Consider the following 17888-nt stretch of genomic DNA (forward strand, 5'->3'; position numbering starts at 1 on the left):
AGAGCCCATGCGCGCCCGCATCGCAGTTTTGCCCGGGGACGGCATCGGCCCCGAAGTCGCCCGGGAGGCCGTGGCCTGCCTTGAGCAGGTGGCGACCTTCGCCGGGCACACCTTCCAGTTCCTGGAACTGCCCATCGGCAGCGCGGCCATCGACGCCTGCGGAACGCCGCTGCCGGCCGCGACCCTGGAGGGCTGCCTCGCCTCGGACGCCGTGTTCCTGGGGGCGGTGGGCGACCCCCGCCACGACGCCCTGCCGGCGGCGGAGAAACCGGAGAAGGGCCTCCTGGCCCTGCGCAAGGGCCTGGGCGCCTTCGCCAACATCCGCCCGGCCTTCCTGCACCCGGCCCTGACGGGGGCCTCGCCCCTGCGGCCCGAGGTCGTGCGCGGCACCGACCTGGTCATCGTGCGCGAACTGGCCGGGGGGCTGTACTTCGGCGAGCCCCGGAGCCTCACGGCCGACACCGGCACCAACACCCTCGCCTACTCCCGCTTCGAGGTGGAGCGCATCGCCAAGGTGGCCTTCGAGCTGGCCCGGGGCCGGCGGCGCAAGGTGACCAGCGTGGACAAGGCCAACGTCCTGGAATCGAGCCAGTTGTGGCGGGCGGTGGTGCGGGAGGTGGCCCAGGCCTACCCGGATGTCACCCTGGAGCACCAGTACGTGGACGCCTGCGCCATGGCCATCGTCACCCGGCCCACCTCCTTCGACGTGGTGGTCACGGACAACCTGTTCGGGGACATCCTCAGCGACGAGGCCTCCGTGCTCACCGGGAGCCTCGGCATGCTGCCCAGCGCCAGCCTGGGGGGGAAGGTCGGCCTGTACGAACCCGTCCACGGTTCGGCCCCGGACATCAAGGGCAAGGGCGTCGCCAACCCCCTGGGCTCCATCCTCAGCGCGGCCATGCTGCTGCGCCACAGCCTGGGCCTGGAGGCGGAGGCCGCCGTCCTGGAGGCGGCGGTGGGCCGCACCCTGGACGGGGGCTACGGCACCCCGGACCTCAAGTGCGAGCGCAACACCATGTCCACCCGCGGGCTGGGGGAGATGGTGCGCCTGAACGCCGGCCACATGCTGCTGGGGTCCCCCGCATGAAGACGCTCTACGACAAGCTCTGGGAAAGCCACGTGGTGGAGGAGCTGGGCGACGGCACCGCCCTTCTCTACATCGACCGGCACCTGGTCCATGAGGTCACGAGCCCCCAGGCCTTCGAGGGCCTGCGCATGGCCGGCCGCGCCGTGCGCCGCCCCGGGGCGGCCCTGGCGGTGGCCGACCACAACGTCCCCACCCGCCACAGGGCCTCGGGCATCGCCGGCATCCAGGACCCCACCAGCCGCCTCCAGGTGGAAACCCTCGAGGCCAACATGGCCACCTGTCCCATCCCCTACATCCCCCTCCTGGACCCCCGCCAGGGCATCGTCCACATCATCGGCCCCGAACAGGGGTTCACCCTTCCCGGCAGCACCGTCGTGTGCGGGGACAGCCACACCAGCACCCACGGGGCCTTCGGGGCCATGGCCTTCGGCATCGGCACCAGCGAGGTGGAGCACGTCCTGGCCACCCAGACCCTGGTGCAGAAGCGGGCCCGCAACTTCCGCATCCAGGTCGAGGGCGCCCTGCCCCGGGGCACCGGGGCCAAGGACCTGATCCTGCGCATCATCGGCGACATCGGCATGGCCGGGGGCACCGGCTTCGCCCTGGAGTTCGCCGGGGAGGCCGTGCGCGGGCTCGGCATGGAAGGGCGCATGACGCTCTGCAACATGGCCATCGAGGCCGGCGCCCGCACCGGCCTGGTGGCCCCCGACGCGACCACCTTCGCCTACCTCGCGGGCCGGCCCATGGCCCCCGCCGGCGCCCTGTGGGAGGAGGCCCTGCGCGCCTGGCGCGCCCTCCCCTCCGATCCCGGCGCCGTCTTCGACCGGGAGCACCGGGTGGACGTGTCGAACCTGGAGCCCCAGGTCACCTGGGGCACCAGCCCCGAGCAGGTGGCGGCCATCACCGGCCGCGCCCCCAGGCCCGGGGAGGCCGCCACGGAGGAGAAGGGGCGGCGCGCGGAAAGCGCCCTGGCGTACATGGGCATCCGTCCCGGCCAGGCCCTCCAGGACCTAGCCGTGGACGTGGTGTTCATCGGTTCCTGCACCAACGGGCGCCTTTCGGACCTGCGGGAGGCCGCCCAGGTGCTCCGGGGCCGCAGGGCCGCCCCCGGCGTGCAGGTGCTAGTGGTGCCCGGCAGCGGGCTCGTGAAGGCCCAGGCCGAGGCCGAGGGGCTGGACCGGGTCTTCCGGGAGGCGGGATGCGAGTGGCGCGAACCCGGCTGCTCCATGTGCCTGGCCATGAACGACGACCGGCTCCAGCCCGGCCAACGGTGCGCGAGCACCAGCAACCGAAACTTCGAAGGCCGCCAGGGCCGGCTGGGGCGCACCCATCTCGTCTCGCCCGCCATGGCCGCCGCCGCCGCGGTGCGGGGACGGCTGGCCGACGTGCGCGAGTTCCTGTGAGGCTGCCATGATCCCGTTCATCCGCCACACCGGGAAGGCCGCCGCCTTCATCCGCGAGAACATCGACACCGACCTCATCATCCCCAAGCAGTTCCTCACCACCATCCTCCGGAGCGGGCTGGGCAGGCACCTCTTCCACGACCTCCGCTACCGCGAGGACGGCGCCGAGGACCCGGCCTTCGTGCTGAACCGGGAGCCGGGACGGTCCGCCACCCTCCTCCTGGGCGGCGCCAACTTCGGCTGCGGCTCCAGTCGCGAGCATGCCCCCTGGGCGCTCATGGACTTCGGCTTCCGGGCCGTCCTGGCCCCCTCCTTCGCGGACATCTTCCGCACCAACGCCTTCAAGAACGGCCTGCTCCCCGCCGTGGTGGAACCCGCCGCCCTGGAGGCCCTGGCGGCCGCCCCCGGGGCCATCACCGTCGACCTGGAGGCCCTCACCCTCACCCAGGACGGGCGCTCCTATCCCTTCACCTGCGAACCCTGGGGCCGCAGCGCCCTCCTGGAGGGCCTGGACGAGATCGAGGCCACCCTTCGCCGCCTGCCCGCTATCGAGGCCTTCGAGGCCCGGAGAAAGGCAACGTCCGCCTGGCTCTAGGTTAGAGTTGTCCCATGAGCGACGGCGACCTCCCCCCCTGGGCCCTGCTTGCCTCCAGCTGGGAGGAACTGTTCCCCCTTCGCCAGCCCCGGGTGGATCTCGCCCTGGCCCTGGCCCCGGAAGGGACCCGGACGCTGGACGTGGGCTGCGCCACGGGAAGCCTCGTGCGGGCCCTGGCCGCCCGGGGCCGCCTCGCCCACGGCCTTGACCTGGAACCCGCCTTCCTGGACGTGGCCCGCCGCCGGGCCCAGGCGTCGGGCCTGGAGGCCGTCTGGCACGAGGCCGGCATGCTGGACGCGGCGCGCGCCGTGGGTCCCGCGCGCTTCGGGCTCGTCACCTGCCTGGGCCAGACGCTGCCCCACCTTCTGGAGGAGGCCGAGTGGCTGGACTTCTTCCGGCAGGTGGCGGGCATCCTGGAGCCCGGGGGCCGCTTCGTCATCCAGGCGGTCCACGATGCGGCCACCGGGGTCCGGGAACTGCCCGTCCTGCGCTGCGCCGCCGGTGTCCTGGAGCGCCGCCGCACGGTGGTCTCCGACACCCTGGCCACCTTCGAGACCCGCTTCACCCCGGCCTCCGGAGAACCGGTCACGAGCCTGGTGCGGCATCGCCGCGCCCGCCCGGAAACCGCGGCCCGCCTCCTGCGGGAGGCGGGCTTCGTGCCGGATGCCCCCGCCGCGGACGAGGCGGGGACCCCCTTCCTTGAATCGTCCCCGGGCTGGCTCCTGACGAGCCGCCTGGAACCCTAGCCGGAGGTGCCCATGCGTTGCCGGGCCGTCATGCCCTTTCTCTGCTCCATGCTCGCCGCCCAGGCTCCAGCCCCGGCCCCGCCCGTGACACCCGCCCAGCGCAGCGCCGTGGTGGAGGCCCTCGGGGCTGCCCTGAAGGCCCGCTATGTCTTCCCCGACGTGGGCGACCGCGTCGCCAGGTCGCTGGCGGAAAAGGCCGCCCAGGGGGCCTACGATGCCCAGGGCACGGCTCAGGCCTTCGCCGAGGCCCTTCATCGGGACCTCCGGACGCTGGGCGAGGACGGGCATTTCCGGGTACGCTACGCCCCCGACCTCAAGCCCGCGGACCCGGGCGACGAGGACAAGGCACCCACCCCGGAGGCCCTGGCCCAACTCCGGACCGACGTCCAGCAGCGGGCCTTCGGGATCGCCCGGGTGGAGCAGCTCCAGGGGAACATCGGCTACCTGGACCTGCGCGGCTTCGGCCCCGCCGAATTCGTGGGGACGGCCCTTTCCGCCGCGATGCAGCTGGTTTCAGGCACCGAGGCCCTGATCCTGGACCTGCGCCAGAACGGCGGCGGCGACCCCGAGGCGGTGGCCTTCCTGGTCAGCCACTTCTTCGCCGAAGGGGACGGCAGGCACCTCAACTCCATCTACAGCCGTCCCAGGGACACGACTCGCCAGTTCTGGACGTCGCCCACCGCCTCGCCCCGCTACACCAGGCCCCTGTATGTCCTTACCAGCGCCTTCACCTTCTCCGGTGGGGAGGAATGCGCCTACGACCTCCAGGCGCAAAAGCGCGCCACGCTGGTGGGCGAGGTCACCGGCGGCGGCGCCAATCCGGGAAGCGTGGTGGCGCTGGCCCACGGCTTCGTGGCCTTCATCCCCTCCGGGCGCGCCATCAACCCGGTGACCCGCACCAACTGGGAACACGTCGGGGTCAAGCCCGACGTGGCGGCTCCAGCCGCCGAGGCCCTGAAGGTGGCCCATCTGGCCGCCCTGCGGTCCATCCTCGCCCGGGAGAAGAGCCCCGGTTACCGCGCGCGCCTGGAGACCTGGATCGGGCAGGTGGAGCGGGGCGAGACCGAGCCTCCGCGGTGGAAGCGCAAGTAGCTCAGCTCTGCCAGAGGTAGCTGACCTTGAAGAAGAGCCCCCGGTTCAGGATCTCGTAGCGGGATCCGCCCGGCTGCCACCGCTCCTCGCGCCACTCCATCTTGTCCCGCACCTCCCCGTAGCCCAGGAAGAGCACCGTCCCGGGCACGAGGGTGAAGGAGGCCAGGTAGTCGGTGAGCATGCGGTTGCGGAAGGTGTCGGTGCGGGCGACGGCCCTGAGGAAGAAGGACTTGTTGAACTGGTAGGTGAACTGGGTGTTGGTGGTGCGCACGTCGAACACCTGCGCGCCGGTGCCCGGGTCGGTCATGCGGGTCCGCACGAGGTTCACGGTCAGCCGCAGCTCGTCGGTGGGCTGAAGGACGGTGTCCAGGCTGGCGCTGGCCACCCGGCCCTGGTAGGGCGTGGGCGAGGCGTACCAGATGTCGTCGGCGGTCCGGAGGCTGCCGCCCAGGTTGAGCCAGGAGGTGGCCTGGACGGAACCCTGGACCCGGAGGACGGTCTTGTGGAAGTAGCGGCCCATCCAGCCTTCCCGCCACCGCTGCACATCCAGGCGGAGGGAGCCGGCCCGGGTGGTGTTCAGGCGCAGGGCCGCCAGGTAGAGCTGGTCGGTGAGGCCCGTGACGTTGTCCCGGGTGATGATGGTGTAGATGAACGGGTTGACCTTGATGAGCCACGGGGCCCAGGCCCATTTCGGGTGGAAGTTGGGGCCCAGGTAGGCGGTCTCCTGGTCGATGCCGACCCGGTTGTAGAAGGCGGTGTCCATGCGGAAATCCGCCCCGTAGTGCTCCGAGGTCACGGAGAAGTCCAGGGGACGCGTGCTGTAGTTGTAGGAGAGCAGGTGGCCCTCCCCCTGCCTCGGGAGCCTCGTCCCGGGGTCCGTGGACCAGGTCTGGAGCAGGTTGCCCGCGAAGGTGTGGCGGTCCGCCACCTGCCAGGAGAAATCCAGGCCGCCGACCCGGTTGTAGGTTCCCGCGAACTCCCGGCCGCTGTAGATGCCCCCCACGTAGGAGCCGCGTCCGAAGCCATAGAGGGCGCGGCCGATGGAGAAGACCGCCTTGCGTCCCTGGTCGGGGTTCACTTCGCCGTCCCAGGCCGCCCCCGGAGCGCGGTCGCCCGCGGCCAGCACGCCGAAGGAGACCGGGCCCGTGTCGCCCGTGACCTTGGCGCCCCAGAGGGGGTCCACGATGCGCCGGGTGTGCACCGGCACCTGCATGTTGGCGTCGTTGTTGCCCGCCCCGGCGAGGCTGAAGATCCCCATGGATTCCATGAAGAAGGGCCGCTTTTCTGAGTAGAAGGCGGGGTAGCGCAGGTTCACCTCGGACTGGAAGGCGTCGGATTCCACCTGGCTGAAATCCGGCTTCCAGGTGAGGTCGGCCGTCACGGACGACGTGAGGCCCGCCTTCACCCCGATGCCCAGATTGGTGGTATCGGTGCGGGCCCACTGCCCGGGGCGCGTCTGCTGCTCGGAGCGGCTGTGGGTGAGCGAGGGCAGCACCTCCAGGCGCAGCGGCGCCTCCAGGGAGGCGAAGCGCAGGGGGGCGTGGGTCTGGTACACCCACTGCCCCGGGGCCATGGCCGGCCAGGACCCGCTCAGGCCCAGGCGGCTGATGCGTCGCCAGAACAGCACCCCCATGCGCACGTCGGTGCCGCTCTGGTAGCGGATGCTCTTGAGGGGAAGCCGGATCTCCACGGTGTAGCCGTCGGGCTGCCGCATGGCGCGGGATTCCCAGACCCAGTCCGGGGAGGGATCCTCGCTGCCGTTCACGGAATCCAGGGCATCGGCCTGGATGCCCAGGGGGTTCACGAAGATGTGGAGGGCGTTGTGCCCGGTGCCGAAGGTGTCCAGGGAAAAGCCCACCCAGTCGTCGTTCCACAGGTCGTCCCGCTTGCTGAGGCTGGCCTTGATGCGGTCGGGTTCCGTGTCGCGGCAGCGGAAGCCCACGTACAGCGCCTGGGCGTCGTAGGCCATGTAGATCTCCGTGTCCTGGGGCATGGGGCTGCCGCGCATGGGGTTGTAGGTGCCGAAGGCCCCCGTGGGCAGCCGGGCCTTGGCCCAGGCGGGGTCGCTCAGGTCCCCGGTGAGCACGGGGCCGTGGTCCAGGCGCACCGGTCGGAGTTCGGGCGCGGCCCCCAGGGCGGGAAGGGCGAGGAGGCCGCACAGCAGGCAGATTGATAAAAGGTTCACGGGGCCACATCCAGGGGAATCAGGCGGGTTACGCCCTATTTCCCCCCCCGTTTACTGGGCCTCCGGGAACTCCCTGCCCACCATGTCCAGGAAGGCCTTGCCCGCGATGGAATGGGTCCGGGACGTGCGGTAGACGATGCGCACGTCCCGGCCGATGGCCATGCCCTTCACGGGCGGGGACACCAGCTCGCCGGAAGCCAGTTCCTGCCGGACGCTCATGCGGGGGATGAGGGCGATGCCCTCCCCGGCCTTGACGAAGTCCTTGATGGTCTCCAGGTTGGAAAGCTCCATGACGATGCGCAGCGGCACCCGCTCCCGGGCGAAGAAGTCCAGAAGGTGGGTGCGGGTGGGCGTCTGGGCGTGGTGGGCGATGAAGCTCTCACGGCCCAGCTGCTCCAGGTCCACCACCTTGTGCGAGGCCAGGGGGTGCCCGGGAAACAGCACCAGGGCCAGCTCGTCCCGGAAGAGGAGCCGGGTGGTGAGGTCCTTGTGCACCGGGGCGTAGGAAAGGAACCCGAAGTCCACGTCCTGGTCCATGAGCAGGGCGGGGATCCCGGAGGAGGGGCAGTGGGCCACCTCGATCTTGATGGACTGGTAGGCCCTCCGGAAGGCCCGGACCAGGGGGGGCAGCACGTAGCCGCTGACGCTCTCGTTGGCGGCGAGGCGAAGCACCCCGCGCTTGAAGTGGCGCAGGTTCTCCAGGGTGTGGAAGGCGTCCTTGCGCAGCTGGGCCATGCGCAGGGCATAGTCCAGGAGCGCCGCGCCGGCGGCGGTGAGGGTGACCTTCCGGCTCGACCGGTCCAGGAGGGGGGCGTCCAGCTCGTCCTCGAGGCGGCGCAGGGCCTGGCTCACCGCGGGCTGGGAGCGGTTCAGCTTTTCCGCGGCCCGGGAAAAGCTCCCTTCCTGCGCCAGGCTGATCAGCACCTCCAGTTCGGGAAAATCCATCGGTTCCTGCGTCCTCCCCAAGGGCCTAGGTTATACCGTTGCCTCCGAGGGAGCGAGCATATCCACCGGGTCGAGGAAGGGCATGGCCTTGCGGAGCTCGCGGCCCACCTTCTCGATGGGCTCCTCCCGCTCCGAGGCCCGCTGCGCCTCGAACCAGGCGCGGCCGGTGCGGTTCTCCCGGATCCAGCCCTCGGCGTAGGACCCGTCCTGGATCTCCGCGAGGATCCGCCGCATCTCCTCCCGGGCCTGGTCGTTGATGATCCGGGGGCCGCCGGTGTAGTCGCCGTATTCGGCGGTGTCGCTGATGGAGTGGCGCATGTAGGTCAGGCCGCCCCGGTACATGAGGTCCACGATGAGCTTGAGCTCGTGGAAGCACTCGAAGTAGGCGATCTCGGGCTGGTAGCCGGCGTCCACCAGGGTCTTGAAGCCGGCCTTCACCAGGGCGGAGACCCCGCCGCAGAGCACGGCCTTCTCGCCGAAGAGATCCGTCTCGGTCTCCTCGGTGAAGGTGGTCTCCAGGACCCCAGCGCGGGTGGCGCCCAGGGCCTTGGCGTAGGCCAGGGCGAAGGCCTTGGCCTGGCCCGAGGCGTCCTGGTGCACCGCCACCAGGGCGGGGACGCCGCCCCCCTCCACGAAGACCTCCCGCACCCGGTGGCCGGGGCCCTTGGGCGCGATCATGCTCACGTCCACCCCTTCGGGGGGAACGATGAGCCCGTAGCGGATGTTGAAGCCGTGGGCGAACATGAGCGTCTTGCCGGGGGCGAGGGCGGGGCGGATGGCCTCGGCGTAGAGCGCGGCCTGGCCCGTGTCCGGGGTGAGCACCATGATGACCTCGGCCCAGGCGCAGGCCTCGGCGGGCCCGGGCACCTCGAAGCCGTCCCGGGTGGCCTTGGCGCGGCTGGCCGACCCCGGGGGCAGGCCGATGCGCACCTGGGCGCCGCTGTCGCGGAGGTTCTGGGCGTGGGCGTGGCCCTGGGACCCGTAGCCCAGGACCGCGATCCGCTTGCCGCGGATCAGGCCGAGATCGGCGTCGTCGTCGTAGTGGAGCTTGGCCATGGCGGATTCCTTTCAGAAGGAGACGGCGGTCTCGAGGGAGGCGGCGGCTGCGCACCGCTGCATGGCGACGGCCCCGGTGCGGCCCATTTCAAGCAGGCCGTAGGGACGCAGGGCGGTCATGAAGGCCTCGATGCGTTCGGGGCTCCCCGAACCGGCCAGCACCATGCTGTCGGCGCCCACGTCGAGGACTTCGGCCTGGAAGAGGTTGGCGATCTGGAAGAGCCCGGCCTGGGTGGCCCCGGTGGCCGCCACTCGCAGGAGGACGGTGTCGCGCAGCAGGGGCGTGGTGCCGGTGACGTCCGTGACGTCGTGGATGTTCACCAGGCGCTCCAGGAAGTTCTTGGCGGCCCGGGCGGCCTTGTCGTCCAGGTCCGTGACCAGGGTGAAGCGGCTCACCGCCGGGTCCAGGGTCGGGCTGACGGTGAGGCTGTGGATGTTGAAGCCCCGGCGCCGGAAGGTGGAGGCCAGGCGGTCCAGGACCCCGGGCTCGTTGTCGGTGATGGCGATGAAGATCCTCAGCATGGGGCCTCCTGGCTCGGGGGTTCGTGGATCATGTCCTGGATGCGCGCTCCGGGGGGGATGAGCGGGTAGACGCTGGCCTCCGGGTCCACCTGGAACTCGATGAGCGTGGAGGCGTCGGCGGCCCGGGCCTCCCGGATGGCCTCGGCTGCCTCCTCCGGGGTGCGCGCCAGGGCGCCGCGCAGGCCGTAGGCCCGCGCCAGCATGGGGAAATCGGGGCTGATGGTGAGCGTCGAGGCCGAGCGCCGGTCGCCGTAGAAGTGCGTCTGCCACTGGCGGACCATGCCCAGGTTGAAGTTGTTGAGCACGGCGATGCCGATCTTCAGGCCCTCCTGGGTGAGGGTCATGAGCTCCTGGGAGTTCATCTGGATGCCGCCGTCGCCGGCCACCGCCCACACCTCCGCGTCGGGGCAGGCGATCTTGGCGCCGATGGCCGCGGGAAGGGCGAAGCCCATGGTGCCCAGGCCGCCGGAGGTGATCAGGGTGCGGGGCCGCTGGTGGCGCATGACCTGCGCCTCCCACATCTGGTGCTGGCCCACGTCCGAGACCATCACGGCGCCCGGGGCCTGGGTCTGCAGCTCCTTGAGCACGTCCACGGGGCTCATGCCCTCCCCCTTGCGGACCCGGGGCCAGGTGGGGGCGTCGAACAGGGCCTTCATGCCGTCCAGGTCCTTGAGCCAGGCGCCCGTCTCCAGGCTGGGGGTGCGGGGCTCCAGGCGGTCCAGGACGTCCTTGAGGTCGCCCAGGAGGGCCAGGTCCACGGGGATGTTCTTGCCCACCTCGGTGGCGTCGATCTCCACGTGGATCTTGCGGGCGTGGGGCGCGAAGGTGGCGGGGTCCCCGGTGACGCGGTCGTCGAAGCGCATGCCCAGGGCGATGAGCAGGTCCGCCTCCTGGATGGCGAGGTTCGTCCAGGGCGACCCGTGCATGCCCATGAAGCCCAGGAAGAGGGGGTGGCCCGGGGGGAAGGCGTCCAGGCCCAGGAGGGTGGCGGCCACGGGGATCCCGGCCTTCTCCGCGAAGGCGGCGAGGGCGCGGTGGGCGCCGCTGAGGGTGATGCCGTGGCCGGCGAGGATCAGCGGCCGCCGGCTGCCCTGGATCATGGCCGCGGCCTTGGCCAGCAGGTCATCGGGCACGGGCGGGGGCACGTGGCGCAGGTGGCGGCGGGGGGCCGCGGCCTCCCAGTCGAAGACCGCAGCGCGGGTCTGGGCGTCCTTGGTGATGTCCACCAGGACGGGGCCGGGCCGGCCCGAACGGGCCAGGGCGAAGGCTTCGCGCAGGGCCGGGGCGATGTCCCTGGGGTCGCGCACCAGGTAGTTGTGCTTGGTGATGGGGATGGTCACGCCGGTGACGTCCACCTCCTGGAAGGCATCCGTGCCCAGCAGGGGCGACGGCACCTGACCCGTGATGGCCACCAGGGGCACCGAGTCCATCATGGCCGTGGCGAGCCCCGTCACCAGGTTCGTGGCGCCGGGCCCCGACGTGGCGATCACCACGCCGGTGCGCCCCGAGGCGCGGGCGTAGCCGTCGGCCATGTGGGTCGCGCCCTGCTCGTGGCGGGCCAGGACGTGGCGCACCTTCGCGTCCACCATGGCGTCGTAGGTGGGGAGGATGGTGCCCCCCGGGTAGCCGAAGACCACCTCCACCCCTTCGCGCTCCAGGCACCGCCAGATGATCTGTGCGCCGGGGAGCTCCACCCTGGCTGAGGTGGAAGAGGAAGCGGAGTCGGATGGCTGGGGAGGGCGTTCCATCTTCCAGGAATAGACGAGACCCGCCCCGACCCCCAATGAATTCCCGGGTTCTTTCAGAATTGGAATAGACCTATTGATAAGCCTGGGGTGCTATCCCCGCGTATCCCCGGTTGGGCTCCGTCATGAAGGGAACATTACCTCATGTATGGAGGGTGGTTATTAACATTTATCCGACTGATTGAATCACCTACAATGGTCAACCGCCGGGGGAACGACCTGCCCGGCCCGCTCTTTCGCACCCAGGAGACCCTACATGGCGACCGACACAACGATGGATGCCCCACCCAGCACCCGCAGGCGGATGGTGATCATGCTCCTGGTCCTGGGGCTCCTGCTTGGGCTCCTGGCTGGGTTCAACCTGTTCCGGAACGTCATGATCGGGCGCAGTCTGCAGGGCGGCCACGAGCCCCCCCAGAGCGTGACCACCGCGGAGGCCCGCCTGGAACGTTGGCAGCCGGCCCTCAGCGCGGTGGGAACGGTGCGGGCGATCCGCGGCGCCGACCTGGCCTTCGAGGTGCCCGGCGTGGTGGTGAAGGTGGAGACGACCCCGGGCGCCACCGCCCGGGAAGGGCAGCTGCTGGTGGCCCTGGGCGACGAGGCCGAACAGGCCCAGTACCGCGCCCTCCAGGCCGCCGCGGACCTGGCCAAGGTCACCTTCCGGCGCGCCAAGGAGCAGATGCAGTCCCGCATCATCAGTCAGGCCGACTACGATTCCATCGAGGCCGACCTCAAGGCCAAGGAGGCCTCCGCCCAGGCCCTGAAGGCCGCCGCCGCCAAGAAGCGCCTGGCCGCGCCCTTCTCGGGGCGCGTGGGCATCATCACCACCAGCCCGGGCGCCTACGTCACGCCGGGGACCCCCGTGGTGACCCTGCAGCAGCTGGACCAGGTCTTCGTGGACTTCACCCTTCCCCAGCGGGACATGGGCCGCGTGAAGACGGGCCAGAAGGTTGCCCTGGCCCTGGACGCCTTCCCGGGCCGCACCTTCACGGGCCGCGTGACCACCGTCAACCCCAAGGTGGACGGCGGCACCCGCAACGTCCAGGTGGAGGCCACCTTCGCCAACCCGGGCCAGGCCCTGGTGCCCGGGATGTTTGCCGCCGTCACCCTGGAGGAGGGGGCGCCGGCCTCGTACCTCACGCTCCCCCAGACCGCGGTGACCTACAACCCCTACGGCTCGGTGGTCTTCCTCGCCGTGCAGGGCAAGGACGGGCTCCAGGCCCAGCAGGCCTTCGTGACCACCGGCCCCACCCGGGGCGACCAGGTGGCCATCCTGAAGGGGCTTGAACCGGGGGCCCAGGTGGTGACCAGCGGCGGAATGAAGCTGCGCAACGGCACGCCCATCAAGGTGGACAACCGGGTCAAGCCCGCCAACGACCCCAGCCCGGCCCCCCAGGAAAAGTGAGGCCGCGCGCATGAACTTCACGGACGTCTTCATCCGCAAGCCCGTCTTGGCCACGGTGGTGAGCGCGCTCATCCTCGTGCTGGGGCTCCGCTCCATCTTCAACCTGCCCATCAACCAGTACCCCAAGACCGAGCACGCGGTGGTGACGGTCAACACCTCCTACTACGGCGCGGATTCAGGCACGGTGGGCGGCTTCATCACACAGCCCCTGGAATCCAGCATCGCCCAGGCCCAGGGCATCGACTACCTCTCCTCCACCAGCGTCAACGGGCTTTCGACCATCGTCGCCACCCTGCGCCTGAACTACAGCGCCAACAAGGCCCTCACCGAGATCACCACCCGGGTGAACGCGGTGAAGAACCAGCTGCCGCCGGCCGCGCAGCAGCCGGTGATCACGGTGGAGATGAGCGACAACACCGACGCCATGTACATGGGCTTCTACAGCGAGGTCCTGCCCACCAACAACATCACCGACTACCTGTCCCGGGTGGTCAAGCCGCGGCTCGACTCCATCTCCGGGGTGCAGACCGCCGAGATCCTGGGCGCCCGCAACTTCGCCCTGCGGGCGTGGCTGGACCCGGTGCGCATGGCCGCCCACGGCGTCACCGCCACCGACGTGAGCAAGGCCATCCAGAACAACAACGTCCTCTCGGCCCTGGGCAGCACCAAGGGCCAGATGGTCACCGTGGACCTGCTGGCGGCCACGGACCTCCACACCGTGGAGGAGTTCCGCAAGCTCGCCGTGCGGCAGGGCGGGGGCGCCATCGTCCGCCTGGAGGACGTGGCGACCGTGAGCCTGGGCGCCGACGACTATTCCTTCAATGTCTCCTTTGATGGGCGCCAGTCGGTCTTCATCGGCATCAAGGTGGCCCCCGAGGCCAACATCCTCGAGGTGGCCAAGCGCGTGCGCGACGCCTTCCCCGAGATCCAGGCCCAGCTGCCCACGGGGCTCTCCGGCCAGATCGTCTACGACGGCACCCACTTCATCAACACCTCCATCAAGGAGGTGATCGAGACCCTGGTGGAAGCCCTGCTCATCGTCACGGTGGTGATCTTCCTCTTCCTGGGCACCCTGCGGGCCGTGGCGGTGCCGGTCATCGCCATGCCCCTTTCGCTGGTGGGCACCTTCGTGGTGATGCTGGCCCTGGGCTACACCATCAACCTCCTGACCCTCCTGGCCCTGGTGCTGGGCATCGGCCTGGTGGTGGACGACGCCATCATCGTGGTGGAGAACGCCGACCGCCACATGCGGGAAGGCAAGAGCCCCCTGGAGGCCGCCATCCTCGCCGCCCGGGAGCTGGGCGGGCCCATCCTCGCCATGACCGTCGTGCTGGTGGCGGTGTACGTGCCCATCGGCTTCCAGGGGGGCCTCACGGGCAGCCTGTTCACCGAGTTCGCCTTCACCCTGGCGGGCGCCGTGGCGGTCTCCGCCGTGGTGGCCCTGACCCTGTCGCCCATGATGTGCGCCAAGTTCTTCAAGGCCGAACAGGACGCCAACCGCTTCGTGAAATTCATCGACGGACAGTTCGAGTGGTTCCACGGGCACTACCTGCGCCTGCTGCGCAGCGTCCTGGCCACCTCTGCGGTGCCGGCGGTCATGGGCGTGCTGATCCTCCTGGCCACGGGGCTGCTCTTCGCCACCTCCAAGTCCGAGCTGGCGCCCCAGGAGGACCAGGGCTTCATCATGGCCAGCATCACCGGCCCCCCCAACGCCACCGTGCAGCAGATGCAGACCTACGCGGACCAGGTCCACGGCATCGCCAAGGCCTACCCCGAATACCAGGCCATGTTCCAGTTCACCAACGCCGGCAGCGCCTTCGCGGGCCTGATCCTCAAGCCCTGGGACCAGCGCACCCGCTCCGGCGAGACGGTGCAGCAGGTCTTCCAGGGGGAGACCTCGGGCATCGCCGGGGCCCAGGTGGCCACCTTCCAGCCGCCCTCCCTGCCCGGGGCCTCGGGCCTCCCGGTGCAGTTCGTCATCAAGACCACCGAACCCTTCGAACGCCTCGACGAGGTCTCCCGGGCCGTCCTGGACAAGGCCCGCGCCAGCGGCATGTTCTACTTCGTGGACACCGACCTGAAGATCGACAAGCCCCAGAGCACTCTCGTGGTGAACCGGGACATGGTGGCCTCCCTGGGCCTGACCCAGCAGGACGTGGGCGGGGCCCTCACCGACGCCCTGGGCGGGAACTACGTCAACTACTTCGCCATCGGCGGCCGGTCCTACCGGGTCATTCCGCAGGTGCTGCAGGTGGACCGGCTCAATTCCGACCAGGTGCTCGACTTCCACCTGCGCAACGGGGAAGGGGCCCTCTTCCCCGCCTCCACCGTGGCCACCCTGAAGGACTCCGTGGCGCCCCAGGCGATCCGGCGGTTCCAGCAGCTGAATTCCGCCACCATCTCGGGCGTCTACGGCCCCAACTTCTCCCAGGAGCAGGTGCTGGACTTCTTCCGCAAGGCCCTGCGGGATAGCGCCCCTCCGGGCTACCAGGCCGACTACTCGGGCGTCTCCAGGCAGTACATGCAGGAAGCCGGAGGCTTCGTGATCACCCTGGGCTTCGCGGTCATCATCGTCTTCCTGGCCCTGGCCGCCCAGTTCAACAGCCTGCGCGACCCCATGATCATCCTCGTGTCGGTGCCCATGGCGCTCTTCGGGGCCCTGATCTTCATCAACCTGGGCCTGGCCTCCCTGAACATCTACACCCAGGTGGGCCTGGTGACCCTCATGGGGCTCATCAGCAAGCACGGCATCCTCATCGTTCAGTTCGCCAACGAGCTGCAGGCCGCGGGGCGCTCGCGCCTGGAGGCCATCGCCGAGGCCTCCGCCATCCGGCTCCGCCCCATCCTCATGACCACGGCCGCCATGGTGCTGGGGGTCTTCCCCCTGGTCATCGCCAGCGGCGCGGGCGCCGCCGGGAGGCGGGCCATGGGCCTGGTGATCTTCACGGGGCTCTCCATCGGGACGGTCTTCACCCTCTTCGTCGTGCCCGCCTTCTACAACCTCTTCGCCTCCCAGCGCCGCTCGGTGGATTGAGCCCCGCCCGGGCGGGGCCCGGACATGGCGTATGACATTCCGGAGCTTTGGCCGGATAATGGCGGTGGATCCCAAAGGACGAACCGATGCCCACCACCCGTATAACCGCAGCGGAACTCGCCGAACGCCTGGGGGGCGACCTCCAGGACTGCCCGGGGGACCGGGTCCTGGGCGAGGTGATGCCCCTGGACCAGGCCGGCCCCGGCGCCGTGAGCTTCCTGGCCAACCCCAAGTACCACGCCCGCGCCCTGCAGAGCGCGGCCGGGCTCATCCTGGTGGACCCCGGCACCGACCTGGGGGACCGTCCCCGGCTGGTCATGAAGAACGCCTATTGGGGCTTCGCCCAGGCGCTGGCCCTGCTGAACCCCGAGCCCGAACCCGAATGGTGCGACGGCCCCGTGCATCCCAGCGCGAAGCTGGGCCGGGACTGCAAGGTGGCCTTCGGTTCTACCATCGGCGCCCGCACCGTGGTGGGCGACGGCGTCCGCATCCACCCCGGCGTCCACATCGCCGAGGACTGCGTGGTGGGTGACGGCTGCGAGCTCTTCCCCGGCGTCGTGCTCTACCGCCGGACGGTGCTGGGCGCCCGGGTGCGCATCCACGCCAACTCCGTGCTGGGCTCGGATGGCTTCGGCTATGTGCCGGTGCAGGGCGTCCACCGGAAGATCCCCCAGGTGGGCTGGGTGGAGGTGGGCGACGACGTGGAGATCGGCGCGGCCAGCACCGTGGACCGCGGGGCGCTTGGCCCCACGCGCATCGGCGCCGGCACCAAGATCGACAACCTCTGCCAGGTGGCCCACAACGTCCAGGTGGGCGAACATTGCGTCCTGGCCTCCATGACCGGCATCTCGGGCAGCACCACCCTGGGCGACCACGTCACCCTGGCCGGCAAGGTTGGCACCGCCGGGCATATCCACATCGGCCGCGGCAGCACCCTCACCGGCAACACCATGGTGGGCAAGGACGTGCCCGACAACAGCTTCATGTCCGGCTACCTGGCCCGGCCCCACCGGCAATGGCTGGAATGCCAGGCCGCCCTGAACCGCCTCCCCGCCATTCTCAAGGCCCTCAAGGCCAAGGCCTGATGCTCCACAGGCTCGTCTACGCCGACTGGGAGAACCCCCCGGACGCCATGGACTTCGAGGCCCCGTACGAGGAGGTGCTGGCGGAGATCCGCACCCTCCTGCCCGGGGTCCTGGAAGGGCGGGACGCCGCCCTGGCCAACCCCGCCACCGTCCCGGCCCCGTTCTGGGACGCCTGCATGAAGCTCTACCTCCTCACGCCGGCCCTGGTGAACGTGGCCCTCAACTACAAGATCTGCGTGGAGCAGGGCCTGCCCCTGCACCCCACGTACTACTTCGAGGTGTCCGAGCGGAGCCGCTTCCAGGCCCACTACCCGCCCCTCATGGTCGAGCACGCCAACCGGATCTTCGTGGACTCCATCGCCACGGCCCGCGCCCTGTACGCCCTCACGGACGACGCCCCCGCGGCCCTCCGGCGCTTCCGCAAGGGCCTGCCCGAAGTCCTCCGCGGGTTCGTCTACGCCAACGCCAAGGACAAGTACACCTGGCGGGCCTCCAACCCCAGGTGGATCCGGAGCCTGGCCGACGCGGTGACGGCGTCGTTCCGGCCGGCGGTGGTGGTGGGCGCGGCCCATGGGTCGATCATGTCGGGACTGGTGTTCGCCAACCTGGTGGGCGCCCCCCTGTATTTCGTGCGCTTCTCCATGTTCAAGCGCAACGACCAGGACCCCATCCTGGCCCCGAGCGACCTGGCCCACCTGGCCGGATTCCGCCAGGGTCCCGCGCTCCTTTTCGACGAGGACGTGGCCAAGGGCACCACCCTGACGCGGTTCGAGGAAGTGATGAAGCCCCTCTTCCAGGAATCCCACACCGGCAGCGTCCTCCGCCACGTCCTGAGCCCCTGCCGGCCCGAATTCATCGGGCACGCGTGGAGCGACTGAAAAGCTTGTGTGGTCCGATTGAATTAGCGGAATCATTTCGCCCAAATGGAAGGTTGAGGAAGCTTCGGGTAAAGAACAGGTACGCCGAGCACGCGGAGGCGCAGAGTTTC

Annotated in this window: 14 protein-coding genes; 9 read left to right on the forward strand and 5 right to left on the reverse strand. The window is 70.2% G+C overall.

From position 1 onward, the window contains the following. Positions 1-7: 7 nt before the first annotated feature. Genes leuB through ACZ5LB_RS17345 form a run of 5 tightly spaced genes read left to right on the forward strand, consistent with a single transcriptional unit; the run spans position 8 to position 4923 of the window. Entirely contained in the window at positions 8-1087 is a 1080-nt protein-coding gene (gene leuB, locus ACZ5LB_RS17325) for a 3-isopropylmalate dehydrogenase (RefSeq protein WP_464603455.1), read from the forward strand. Beyond that, positions 1084-2490: a 3-isopropylmalate dehydratase large subunit gene (gene leuC, locus ACZ5LB_RS17330; protein WP_464603456.1), complete on the forward strand. Its 1407-nt coding sequence runs from the start codon at positions 1084-1086 to the stop codon at positions 2488-2490. The genes leuB and leuC overlap by 4 nt, the downstream gene beginning before the upstream one ends. Before the next feature lie 7 nt (positions 2491-2497). Continuing rightward, on the forward strand, positions 2498-3085 hold the full coding sequence (gene leuD / locus ACZ5LB_RS17335) for a 3-isopropylmalate dehydratase small subunit (protein ID WP_464603457.1): 588 nt from the start codon (positions 2498-2500) through the stop codon (positions 3083-3085). 14 nt (positions 3086-3099) lie between these two features. Continuing rightward, positions 3100-3831, forward strand: coding sequence for a class I SAM-dependent methyltransferase (locus ACZ5LB_RS17340; protein ID WP_464603458.1), 732 nt, complete (start codon positions 3100-3102; stop codon positions 3829-3831). 12 nt (positions 3832-3843) lie between these two features. Next, the gene (locus ACZ5LB_RS17345; protein WP_464603459.1) at positions 3844-4923 is read left to right on the forward strand and encodes a S41 family peptidase; all 1080 of its coding nucleotides are present in this window, start codon (positions 3844-3846) and stop codon (positions 4921-4923) included. Position 4924: 1 nt separating this feature from the next. Here the strand turns inward: ACZ5LB_RS17345 and ACZ5LB_RS17350 are convergent, their stop codons facing one another. From ACZ5LB_RS17350 to ilvB, 5 genes are read right to left on the reverse strand one after another with little or no spacing between them, the layout of a single operon-like run. After that, positions 4925-7108: a DUF5916 domain-containing protein gene (locus ACZ5LB_RS17350; protein WP_464603460.1), complete on the reverse strand. Its 2184-nt coding sequence runs from the start codon at positions 7106-7108 to the stop codon at positions 4925-4927. 51 nt (positions 7109-7159) lie between these two features. Continuing rightward, a complete protein-coding gene (locus tag ACZ5LB_RS17355; protein ID WP_464603461.1) occupies positions 7160-8053 on the reverse strand; it encodes a LysR family transcriptional regulator in 894 nt (297 codons plus the stop codon). A gap of 30 nt (positions 8054-8083) precedes the next feature. Continuing rightward, the gene (ilvC, locus tag ACZ5LB_RS17360; RefSeq protein ID WP_464603462.1) at positions 8084-9109 is read right to left on the reverse strand and encodes a ketol-acid reductoisomerase; all 1026 of its coding nucleotides are present in this window, start codon (positions 9107-9109) and stop codon (positions 8084-8086) included. 12 nt (positions 9110-9121) lie between these two features. Further along, entirely contained in the window at positions 9122-9631 is a 510-nt protein-coding gene (ilvN, locus tag ACZ5LB_RS17365; protein ID WP_464603464.1) for an acetolactate synthase small subunit, read from the reverse strand. After that, positions 9625-11379 carry a biosynthetic-type acetolactate synthase large subunit gene (ilvB, locus tag ACZ5LB_RS17370; protein ID WP_464603465.1) on the reverse strand — a complete coding sequence of 585 codons (1755 nt, stop codon included), beginning with the start codon at positions 11377-11379 and terminating at the stop codon, positions 9625-9627. Before ilvB ends, ilvN begins: the two co-directional genes overlap by 7 nt. 253 nt (positions 11380-11632) lie before the next feature. On the opposite strand from ilvB, the gene ACZ5LB_RS17375 reads away from it, so the two are divergent. From ACZ5LB_RS17375 to ACZ5LB_RS17390, 4 genes are all read left to right on the forward strand, one after another. Further along, a complete protein-coding gene (locus ACZ5LB_RS17375; protein WP_464603466.1) occupies positions 11633-12781 on the forward strand; it encodes an efflux RND transporter periplasmic adaptor subunit in 1149 nt (382 codons plus the stop codon). 10 nt (positions 12782-12791) lie between these two features. Continuing rightward, complete coding sequence (locus tag ACZ5LB_RS17380; RefSeq protein WP_464603467.1) at positions 12792-15815, forward strand: efflux RND transporter permease subunit; 3024 nt, start codon at positions 12792-12794, stop codon at positions 15813-15815. An 86-nt stretch (positions 15816-15901) separates the two neighbouring features. Then, on the forward strand, positions 15902-16900 hold the full coding sequence (lpxD, locus tag ACZ5LB_RS17385) for a UDP-3-O-(3-hydroxymyristoyl)glucosamine N-acyltransferase (protein WP_464603468.1): 999 nt from the start codon (positions 15902-15904) through the stop codon (positions 16898-16900). Beyond that, on the forward strand, positions 16900-17778 hold the full coding sequence (locus tag ACZ5LB_RS17390; RefSeq protein WP_464603469.1) for a hypothetical protein: 879 nt from the start codon (positions 16900-16902) through the stop codon (positions 17776-17778). The genes lpxD and ACZ5LB_RS17390 overlap by 1 nt, the downstream gene beginning before the upstream one ends. Positions 17779-17888: the final 110 nt, after the last annotated feature.

It is taken from the genome of Mesoterricola sp. MK458, assembly GCF_055384935.1.

Bases quoted from the DNA above. Each gene is read 5' to 3' on its own strand.
- leuB (WP_464603455.1), top strand. From the start codon at position 8: ATGCGCGCCCGCATCGCAGTTTTGCCCGGGGACGGCATCGGCCCCGAA.
- leuC (WP_464603456.1), top strand. From the start codon at position 1,084: ATGAAGACGCTCTACGACAAGCTCTGGGAAAGCCACGTGGTGGAGGAG.
- leuD (WP_464603457.1), top strand. From the start codon at position 2,498: ATGATCCCGTTCATCCGCCACACCGGGAAGGCCGCCGCCTTCATCCGC.
- ACZ5LB_RS17340 (WP_464603458.1), top strand. From the start codon at position 3,100: ATGAGCGACGGCGACCTCCCCCCCTGGGCCCTGCTTGCCTCCAGCTGG.
- ACZ5LB_RS17345 (WP_464603459.1), top strand. From the start codon at position 3,844: ATGCGTTGCCGGGCCGTCATGCCCTTTCTCTGCTCCATGCTCGCCGCC.
- ACZ5LB_RS17355 (WP_464603461.1), bottom strand. From the start codon at position 8,053: ATGGATTTTCCCGAACTGGAGGTGCTGATCAGCCTGGCGCAGGAAGGG.
- ilvC (WP_464603462.1), bottom strand. From the start codon at position 9,109: ATGGCCAAGCTCCACTACGACGACGACGCCGATCTCGGCCTGATCCGC.
- ilvN (WP_464603464.1), bottom strand. From the start codon at position 9,631: ATGCTGAGGATCTTCATCGCCATCACCGACAACGAGCCCGGGGTCCTG.
- ilvB (WP_464603465.1), bottom strand. From the start codon at position 11,379: ATGGAACGCCCTCCCCAGCCATCCGACTCCGCTTCCTCTTCCACCTCA.
- ACZ5LB_RS17375 (WP_464603466.1), top strand. From the start codon at position 11,633: ATGGCGACCGACACAACGATGGATGCCCCACCCAGCACCCGCAGGCGG.
- ACZ5LB_RS17380 (WP_464603467.1), top strand. From the start codon at position 12,792: ATGAACTTCACGGACGTCTTCATCCGCAAGCCCGTCTTGGCCACGGTG.
- lpxD (WP_464603468.1), top strand. From the start codon at position 15,902: ATGCCCACCACCCGTATAACCGCAGCGGAACTCGCCGAACGCCTGGGG.
- ACZ5LB_RS17390 (WP_464603469.1), top strand. From the start codon at position 16,900: ATGCTCCACAGGCTCGTCTACGCCGACTGGGAGAACCCCCCGGACGCC.